At 67.0% G+C, this 1,051-nt stretch carries 1 protein-coding gene and 1 pseudogene; both read right to left on the bottom strand.

The genetic code is table 11. The features are described from left to right. Positions 1–493: pseudogene (locus DYI24_RS27050) on the bottom strand (extensin family protein); the annotation flags it as partial. Between the two features lie 123 nt (positions 494–616). Continuing rightward, positions 617–1,051 (bottom strand): methyl-accepting chemotaxis protein (locus DYI24_RS27045; protein WP_246701392.1); only part of this gene is annotated, 435 nt, incomplete at its 5' end.

The following is a 1,051-nucleotide window of genomic DNA, read 5'->3' as shown; positions in this document are numbered from 1 at the left end:
TATCGTCCTGGGCCGGCACCACGCCCGGGGCATTTGGCGACACCGGCGCTTTGCCGTAGCCGCCCTGCGGCGCGCCGTAGCCGGCCTGCGGCTGCGTGCCGTAGTTCGGGGCGCGCGCGGGCTGTTCGGCATAGCCACGTTGAGATGTCGCGTAGTTCGGCTGTGGCTGGCCGCCCGGCCAGCGCGGCTGGCTTTGATTACCGCCGCCGATCGCTCCCGGCGGACGCAGGTCGTCGGCGAAACCAATCGCGCCGGTTTCACCGAGCGCCGCCACTTTCAACGGAAACTCGGCGCCACACACGCCAGGGCCTGAGATCGGATCGATCCGGACCAGATCCGGTCCTTCGCGGACCACGCCGGATTTCAAGCACGCGATCTCGGCCTCGGCCCGCCACGGTTCGCGCTCAGCGGTCTGAAACAGACCGCGACCGCAACCCGCAAGAGAGACGAGGACGAAGGAGCCGACGAGATACAAACGAACTCCGCGCGTCATGCGCGCACAGTCCACCAATCTGATTAAAGAGAATTGAACGGTATTGGGCGACGTTTTCTTAACCATAAGAGGCGCGCGGAACGTCGTGTCCCGCAGCGCCTCACTGTCGCCGTTGTCACCTGATCAGGCGGCGCGGACTTCGCGCAGGAAGGTATCGACCTGGGTCTTCAGCGCCTCGCCGCTGCGCGACAATTCCGACGCGGACTCGACCACTTGCCCCGCCGCGACGCCGGTCTCGCGCGCAGCTTCATTGCCGCCCGAAATGTTGCTGGAGACTTCCGTGGTGGAGCGCGCGGACTCTGCAACGTTGTGGGCGATCTCGCGCGTCGCCGCGCTCTGCTCGCGCACTGCGCTGGCGATCGCGGTGGCGATCTCGTTGATCTGCGCCACCGTACCGGTGATGCCTTCGATCGCCTGGACCGACGATTGCGTCGCCTGCTGGATCGAGTTGATCTGCGTGGTGATCTCCTCGGTCGCCTTCGAAGTCTGCTCGGCCAGCGCCTTCACCTCGGCAGCGCCCACCGCGAAGCCGCGGCCGGCATCGCCGGCTCCCGCCGC

Source organism: Rhodopseudomonas sp. BR0C11 (genome assembly GCF_010820945.1).
GTDB classification, from domain to species: domain Bacteria; phylum Pseudomonadota; class Alphaproteobacteria; order Rhizobiales; family Xanthobacteraceae; genus Rhodopseudomonas; species Rhodopseudomonas palustris_H.
The sequence above is the reverse complement of the archived record's forward strand: the minus strand, read 5'-3'. Positions and strand labels throughout refer to the sequence as shown.